Here is a 7,358-nt window from a genome sequence, read left to right as displayed (position 1 = left end):
TTTTTGTGCTCTGATCCAGTGAAAACGATTTTTCTTACTGGATCGGAACAGTGTTCAGTTTAATTTTACAATCGGCGTTTCATTTTGTTTCCGTGTCATTACCAAAACCGCCAGCAAGTAGAAGACTACCCCAGTAACCAGCAGAACTGCTACTGACACCCAGGCAGGCGCGGTGTGGCCGTCATAGACGAAGACAATCCCAAACATTTCCCTGATCTCTTTTAGTACACTTGCCGGTTGATTAGCAAAGTTCGCTTTAATTGCAGGCTTCATCAAAAGCTGCCGGTAAAGTACCGCTGAATGAGCACATGGGAAGTACTTTACCAGCCATTGAACGTTGTCTGGCAAGCTGCCGATTGGAATGTATGCCCCAACCAATGTATGCCCCAACCAAAAAGCCGATCAAGGTCCCAACTACCGTGCTTGCGGCTGAGTAGGAGCTGTTGGTCTTCAAGAAAGAAATCATAAAGGAAGCAATCGCTGATGATGCAAAGGCTGATAAGACAATTACAGCAAATAACTTTAGTAAAGTCCCCACATCCAGTACTGCCCCGCCGGCCAGACCAAGGTAGATTTCTCCAAAAATTAAGGTAAAAATGGACATGATGATGCTGATGATGAAGCCGGTCACGATATAGCCGCCCGCGACATGTCTTCTGCTGACCGGAGATGAATAAAAGTCCTTGATCGCCTTATTCTCCCGGTCGCTGATCATCACCCCATATGCTCCTAAACTCGTAGTGATCGACGCCGAAGCCAGCATCCCTGCTAGCATCCAAGCCCGCATCAAGCGATTGGGATGCGGCAGAAACTTTAGCCCGCTATTCACCGAATCACCAATGAATAAGATGTAGAGGGCAAAAATGATAATGACACTCAGCATTGAGAAGAATACTGAAGCTTTGTCTCTAAAGTAAATCTTGAGATTCCTTTTGACCATCGCGCTCATTCTCTTAGCCTCCTCCCTGTAATATTCAAGAATACGTCATCCATCGTTCCATGCAGGACTTCAAAACTTTGCAATTGGTCCCGTATTCCTTCTACGATATCAATGGCATCCATGGTGTTCCTCAGTTCTACCTCATAGTGGTCGGCCACCTTATTCCAATTAAGTGATAAAGACGACAGAATATTGTCTAAATTCTGCTCTTTCTTCGGATACGGCTTCAGCCGGTCATAGCTGTAGAGCTCTTTCAAGCTGATCGGACTGCCTTCAGCGACAATCTTCCCGTGGTCCAGTATTAGCACATAATCCGCTGCGGATGCTTCTGCCATATAGTGCGTCGTCAAAAAGATGGTCATCCCCTGCTCTTTTTGCAGGCGCTGGATCGTTTCCCAAATGTGCTGCCTGGTTTGCGGATCAAGGCCCGTCGTTGGTTCATCTAGGAAAAGGATTTTCGGTGTATTTAAGAGCGCTCTGGCGATATCTGGCGATATCTACCCGCCTCCTTTGCCCACTGGACAATTTTTCCGTATTGCCGCTTAAGCATGTCATTAATCTCCGTATATTCGCTTGCCCGGGCAACAGCAGCTTTTACTTCTGCCTTGCTGTGATAGTAAAAGCCAGCGCGAAGAGTTAAATTCTCAAGCACTGTAAGCCGCTTATCCAGCAGTCCTTCTTGAAAGACGATCCCGATCCTGTGCCTGCGTCTTCATGTTAAGCCCGGCCAACTTGATCTCACCAGAATCGAACTTGGTCAAAGTCGACAGGCAGTCAACTGTTGTAGATTTACCGGCCCCATTTGGGCCAAGGAAGGCAAATAGCTCGCCTTCGCGGACTGCAAAGGAGATGTCATTGACGACTTTCAAGTCCCCATAGGACTTAGATAGGTTTCTAACCTCAATAGCATTCTTCACTATTTTGCAACCCCCTTTCTATTTATTTTTCTAAGTTAATTCTACATCTTTTAATATTTTCTTGGGTTAAATCTAGGTAAGATGCAAAAATAGGCGGCTAAGTTGAAAAAAGCTGGAATAAGAAAAGGCCACGCTGGTTAGGCGTGACCCTTTAGGTGATGTTAAGTGAGTTATTTTGATCGAGATATATTTCAATCAGCAAGAGAGAGTTAAGAATGCTTCATGTTAAAATTAATAGTAACTAGATACTATTTAGAGGTGGCATCATGCAAATTAGACGCGCGCAATTTAAAGACATTACAGCAATTATGAAGCTGCTGAGCCAAGTTTTGGAAATTCACGCTTCGATTCGTCCAGACATTTTTATTCCAGGCACAACCAAGTACACGGTGGAAGAGCTGACGACAATCATTAACGATGACCAGAAAGCAGTTTTTGTCGCGGTTGACGAAGATGATCAAGTGCTCGGCTATGCATTCACTCAGCTGCAAGAGCAGCCTTTTTCAACCAATATGGTTCAGTTTAAGTCACTCTTTATCGATGATCTCTGGGTTCTCTGGGCTGACAGCACCCAGCGCTCCCAAGGCGTGGGCCGGGCCCTGCTTGATTATGTCAAAGCTGAAGCCAAAAGACTGGGATGCTATGAAGTGACGCTTAATGTATGGGAGGGCAATGATTCTGCCATAAACTTCTATAAGAAGAATGGCTTGACGGTCAAAGAAACAAATATGGAATTTATTTTGTAAGCAAAAACCGATCTCAAATTCTGAGACCGGTTTTTAATTCTAGCAAATCACTTTACATAACAAAGTTTATGTAGATATGTTTACTTAAAAATGTATAGCGCTGATAAAGCGATTCTGTTACTCTTAAAAAGTTAAAGTTGATCACCTGGCACATTTAAGCGCAATAGAACTCACTTCTTAAAAAGGTGTATTTTATCCCAAACGGAAAGACTTCAAATCTTCTTCCATGCTTTCATCTTCCAAGCCAATATATCTCAGAGTAGTGGTTGGGCTGCTGTGGTTCAGCATCTTCTGCAGCTTGTACAAGGCCCGGGGATCTGGATCACCTGTTGGGGTTGTCGCGCTCTTGATGTAGTGGTAGCCAAAAGTTTTTCTTAGAGTGTGGGTACCAACTGTATTGGGATCAATCTCGCACTGCCGGGCGGCCCGCTTCAAATCTTTATAGAATGACTTTCCTTCAATATGCCCCTCCCCTTTTCTAGAAGGGAAGAGCCAGTCACTTGGCTTCAGCTGCATCTGGTCAATGTAATTTTCCAAGTCCTGGCTGATATTGCCAATATAGGCATGCCGGTTCTTGTGGGTCTTGGTTTCAACCAGGTTGTACCATTCCCCGTCTTCAATGTCTGACACCTTGGCCTTGACGATGTCGGAGATCCGGAGACCCGTATTGATTCCGAAGACAAAAATCATAGCATTCCGCAGGCCATTCCTGTTTTGCCCGGTAACTGTCCCGGTCCCAAATTGCAGAGCCCGTTTCATAGCGTTGATTTCCTTTGCCGTTTTCAGCGGCCGGATATTTCTGCTGCTCTCTGTTTTTTTAACTTTTCGGCCCATTTTGCTAGCAAAATCCTCCCCTCATTGAATGCGTCTTTATGTATTTATTCTAGCACAAAGGTGCATTGAAGCGGAAAAAATGTCAAAAATTCCGTCCTAACTAATCAAGATTTGAATGCGTAAAAATGCTTATTTTTACGCATTCGGTAAAAAAACGATTTTCCGCCAAAAATGCTGAGAAAAGCTCTCATTTGCGCGCAAATTTTTTAAGATGATTACTTGCCCTTTTTCCCGCAAATGAGGTTAAAAAGAGTTAGGCAAAGTTTCAACTAAAAAGCGGCATCCCCTCACGAAAAATTCTGCAGGGATGCTGCTTAGTAGCTATTCAATTTTATCTACTTCGGTAGCATATATTTGGTAGCTCTGCCTTCCCCGACTTTGATTAGGTACTCTTTCTTTACCAAAGAGTTTATCAGCCGCAAGCTTTTGGTTCTGCCGAATCCAACCACTTCATTTATCTTGCTAGTAGTTTCGTTTCCAGATTGAACGGCTTGATAAATTCTGCCTTCATCCTCAGAAAGATTGACTGGCACCGATTGTAAAAGCGGCAAAATGATCACGATTGAGTTCTCAAAGATACGAACCAAATTGATACCACGAAAATGGTTGTGATCAGCCAAAAGTGCACCAGCTGGAGCGAAAAAACGTGCAGGGATGCTGCTTATTTGCTCATAAATCCAACTTGGCAGAATACTTGATGATCACCGATCCGTCATGGCCTAAAACGGAACTGCTGAAGTCTTCCTGGTAAAAAGGCGGGACAACTTTTGCCTTGCTTCTTAAATATTCCAGTGCCTTCGGTCCATTGCCAGCAACATCGTCGTTCTCCATTTCCTGGTAAAAGCAGGCATACTTTCCAGCCACTTTGACGTAATTGCCTTCTTTTCTTTCTACTACTTTAAAAAAGCGGCTGATTTCTGCCTTTTCAAAGTCATCGACGATCACCCCATATCTAGGCCCGAAGCTGATTGGATTCAGCGAAACACCATGCCTAAAAGGACTGACTTCCAGGTATTCTTCCGGGCAAGTCTCAACTGCCACTTTTTTTAAACCAGTCTGCTTCAAGTCACTGATTCTCTGGTCAAAAAATTCTAAGCTTGACTTGATCTTCCCCAGCTCAGCCATCTCTCTTTCGACTGCTTCCTGCTGCTTGCCTAAATACTTCTGCCGTTCATTCAAATCCTTTAAGGCGAAAAAGTCCCCAACCTCCTGCAGGCTGCTGCCCAATTTCTCCAGCAGGCGGATCGTCGCAACTTGGTCCACCTGTTCCAGCCGGTAGTAGCGGTAGCCATTATCTTTGACAACTGCTGGCTGCAAAAGTCCTTTTGCTTCATAGACATAAAGTGCCTTCTTAGTGACAGCACACATTTTGGCAAAATCCCCGGTTTTAATTAATTCCTCGTCCATGTCAATCTCTTTCCTTACTAAAACTCTCCAGCCCTTGACTATTCCCTTAGGGCATAGTTTACCCTAAAGGTATAAACTTTGAAAGCAGGTAAGAAAAATGACAGAAGAATTGAAAAAGAAAGTCTGGGCCTTCAGCCTGCCCATGATCAGCGAGCTGTTTGTCCAGCAGCTCTACAGCGTCATCGACATGGCCATCATCGGCCGCTATCTGGGAGCCAGGGAATTAGGCGCCGTGGGCAACGCGGCCAATATCATCATGCTTTTCCTGATTGCCTCCGGCGGCTTTGAAATGGCGGTTGACGTCATGGTCTCCCGGCTGTTAGGGGCCGGCAAAAAAGAAAAAGTCGCCATGGCCCGGGATACCCTCTTTCTCAGTGCTATTAGCGGTCTGGTCTTAGTGGTAATTGCCTGGATTTCCCTGCCTGCCCTTTATAAGGCAGTGTCTTTACCGGAAAACATGGTGGGGGATGCCCTCCTATATGGCCGGGTCTACCTCTTTGCCCTGCCGATCATCTACATCTATGACGTTGACCGGGCTATCTTAATCTCCAATGAGCGGGCCAAAATCTCCTTCTATCTCCTGGCAACTTCCAGCATCTTAAACCTACTATTAAATCTTCTTTTCATTCTCGTCTTGCAGCTGGGTGTATTAGGTTCAGCCCTGGGCACGGTTTTAGCCCAAGGGATCACCATGTTGGTCACCCTCTACCTTTTGGCAAAAATGGACCGGCAGGAAGAAGAGCCTGTCTCCCCTAAACCTGACCTCTCCTGGACAAAAATCAAGTCCATCCTTCATATCGCCCTGCCAACCATCTTCCAGCAATTCTCGATCACCTCCGGCGCAACATTGGTTCAGGCCTGGGTCAACCCCTTTGGCCAGGAGGCAATCTTGGGCTATGTCGCTATCGTCAAGGTCATGAACCTGGCCCGGATCGTCCTGGTTGGCTTTGCCCAGACGTTAACTCTGATGACGGCTCAGTTATTGGCGGCAAAAACGTACTCTGCTGTTAAAGCAGTTTACCGCTACTGCAGCAATGTCTCCCTCATCTACTGGCTGGTCAGCTCAGCCCTGTCAGTCATCTTCTGCCAGCTATTAGCAGGCATGTTCTTTGATCCAGGCCAAAACCAGGCAGCTTACTCCTTTTTCAGAGTTTACCTCTATGCTTTTGTTGGTATCCAGCTTTTCTCCATCTTCAAGTTCTTGAATGAAGGATTGCTCAGAAGCATGGCTTTGATGAAGGAATACCTCTACTACAACTTGGGTGAATTAGCCCTTAAGCTAGCCGCTACCTGGCTGCTTTTAACGCCTCTTCAGACTAATGCTTTCTGGGGCGCGGAACTGGGAGCCAGAATCATCTGCGTCTTGGGCTCAACCATCTTGGTTATTAAAGAAATACGAGCTTTAGAAGCAATAGAAAAAGCCGGTTAATACCGGCTTTTTCTCTGCAGTCATAAATGTAGTAAAGAAAGAAGATTACCGGGCCCCGGCGGTCGCTCTCAGCTTTCTTGTAGAAATTCTTCCTTGGATTTGCGCATGGCCTTGTCTGCCTGGTAGAGCAGGTCACTGACATTTAAGTGGTCGTCCTTTGCCGGCTTGATCCCGATTGAAACGTGGTAGCATTGCTTTCTCAAGTTAGAAAGGATTTGGTCAGACTTTGCTTGGACTTTGTCCAAGCGCTCGTCTAAGGTAATTGCTAAAAACTCATCCCCGCCAAAGCGGAAAGACAGGTCTTGCCCGAAGCTTTTGGCTAATTCACTAACCAGGGCAATCAACATCCGGTCCCCGGCTTCATGGCCAAACTTGTTGTTGGTTTCGTGCAGGCCATTGACGTCGCAGAAGACATAAGTAACGCTCTCTTGAGCTGCTTGCAAAAGATTATTAATCTCGTGTTGGTAATAGTTGCGGTTTCTGATCCCGGTTACGAGGTCGTTCTCACTGAGGAATTCGCTCTTTTCCACGTCCAGCCCGCAGGCGACCATTAATATTTCCTGCACCCAGGCCTTGAGTAGGTGGCCGAAGTTAAGGCCTAGCAGACCGCCGCAGATAATGGCGGTGACGTTGCTTACTGTTCCGATTCCTGGCATTTGTTTCACCTCAGTCAAAAGTATAGCATAGAAGCGGAAAACTTTTTAATTTAAATATCATTTTAATAATGAAAAAGCGAATATTCGTGATTATCCAGACAAATCAAGCTTTCACCTAGATAAATCAACGATTACCAACTAAATGCATATAAAATATGCAGCTTTCGTAATGAAGATCAAGAAAACTACTTGCAAGCCTTGCATCTATCCTTTATACTATTGAAAAAACAGAAAGGAAGCAGCAAAAATGGCCGCATTTATTAACATTAACCCAGATATCTGCCCAGCTTCATTTGCTGTTCCTTTTCCATTTTTTCAAATTATTAATATTTCATCACTTAAGACATGTTGATATGACCCCCGAAATTAGGACACTAATTTCGGGGGTTATTTTCATGACTAAATACACTAAAGAAATCAAACTTGCTA

At 45.0% G+C, this 7,358-nt stretch carries 10 protein-coding genes; 2 read left to right on the top strand and 8 right to left on the bottom strand.

From position 1 onward, the window contains the following. Positions 1–54: 54 nt before the first annotated feature. From FD23_RS10730 to FD23_RS10715, 4 genes are all read right to left on the bottom strand, one after another. A complete protein-coding gene (locus FD23_RS10730) occupies positions 55–207 on the bottom strand; it encodes a hypothetical protein (RefSeq protein ID WP_230844832.1) in 153 nt (50 codons plus the stop codon). Positions 208–256: 49 nt separating this feature from the next. Then, positions 257–949: an ABC transporter permease gene (locus tag FD23_RS07745; RefSeq protein ID WP_230844831.1), complete on the bottom strand. Its 693-nt coding sequence runs from the start codon at positions 947–949 to the stop codon at positions 257–259. Beyond that, positions 946–1,395: a DrrA family ABC transporter ATP-binding protein gene (locus tag FD23_RS10725; protein ID WP_257786486.1), complete on the bottom strand. Its 450-nt coding sequence runs from the start codon at positions 1,393–1,395 to the stop codon at positions 946–948. Before FD23_RS10725 ends, FD23_RS07745 begins: the two co-directional genes overlap by 4 nt. A gap of 207 nt (positions 1,396–1,602) precedes the next feature. Then, the gene (locus FD23_RS10715) at positions 1,603–1,857 is read right to left on the bottom strand and encodes an ATP-binding cassette domain-containing protein (RefSeq protein WP_044880510.1); all 255 of its coding nucleotides are present in this window, start codon (positions 1,855–1,857) and stop codon (positions 1,603–1,605) included. Between the two features lie 266 nt (positions 1,858–2,123). Here FD23_RS10715 and FD23_RS07725 point away from each other — a divergent pair, with 266 nt between their 5' ends. Continuing rightward, positions 2,124–2,603 carry a GNAT family N-acetyltransferase gene (locus FD23_RS07725; protein ID WP_025895680.1) on the top strand — a complete coding sequence of 160 codons (480 nt, stop codon included), beginning with the start codon at positions 2,124–2,126 and terminating at the stop codon, positions 2,601–2,603. Between the two features lie 192 nt (positions 2,604–2,795). Here FD23_RS07725 and FD23_RS07720 read toward each other — a convergent pair whose 3' ends face one another. The 3 genes from FD23_RS07720 to FD23_RS09440 form a co-directional block, all read right to left on the bottom strand. Then, complete coding sequence (locus tag FD23_RS07720; protein WP_003615159.1) at positions 2,796–3,437, bottom strand: tyrosine-type recombinase/integrase; 642 nt, start codon at positions 3,435–3,437, stop codon at positions 2,796–2,798. A 335-nt stretch (positions 3,438–3,772) separates the two neighbouring features. Then, on the bottom strand, positions 3,773–4,057 hold the full coding sequence (locus FD23_RS07715; protein ID WP_025895682.1) for a hypothetical protein: 285 nt from the start codon (positions 4,055–4,057) through the stop codon (positions 3,773–3,775). Positions 4,058–4,106: 49 nt separating this feature from the next. Beyond that, positions 4,107–4,844 (bottom strand): MerR family transcriptional regulator, encoded by a 738-nt coding sequence (locus FD23_RS09440; RefSeq protein ID WP_025895683.1) that lies wholly within the window; start codon positions 4,842–4,844, stop codon positions 4,107–4,109. 142 nt (positions 4,845–4,986) lie between these two features. Here FD23_RS09440 and FD23_RS07700 point away from each other — a divergent pair, with 142 nt between their 5' ends. Then, the gene (locus FD23_RS07700; protein WP_025895684.1) at positions 4,987–6,273 is read left to right on the top strand and encodes an MATE family efflux transporter; all 1,287 of its coding nucleotides are present in this window, start codon (positions 4,987–4,989) and stop codon (positions 6,271–6,273) included. Between the two features lie 68 nt (positions 6,274–6,341). Here FD23_RS07700 and FD23_RS07695 read toward each other — a convergent pair whose 3' ends face one another. Then, entirely contained in the window at positions 6,342–6,929 is a 588-nt protein-coding gene (locus tag FD23_RS07695; RefSeq protein WP_025895685.1) for a GGDEF domain-containing protein, read from the bottom strand. Between the last annotated feature and the right edge of the window lie 429 nt (positions 6,930–7,358).

It is taken from the genome of Lactobacillus delbrueckii subsp. delbrueckii DSM 20074 = JCM 1012 (assembly GCF_001433875.1).
GTDB lineage: Bacteria > Bacillota > Bacilli > Lactobacillales > Lactobacillaceae > Lactobacillus > Lactobacillus delbrueckii.
This window is presented reverse-complemented; position numbering and strand designations above follow the sequence as displayed.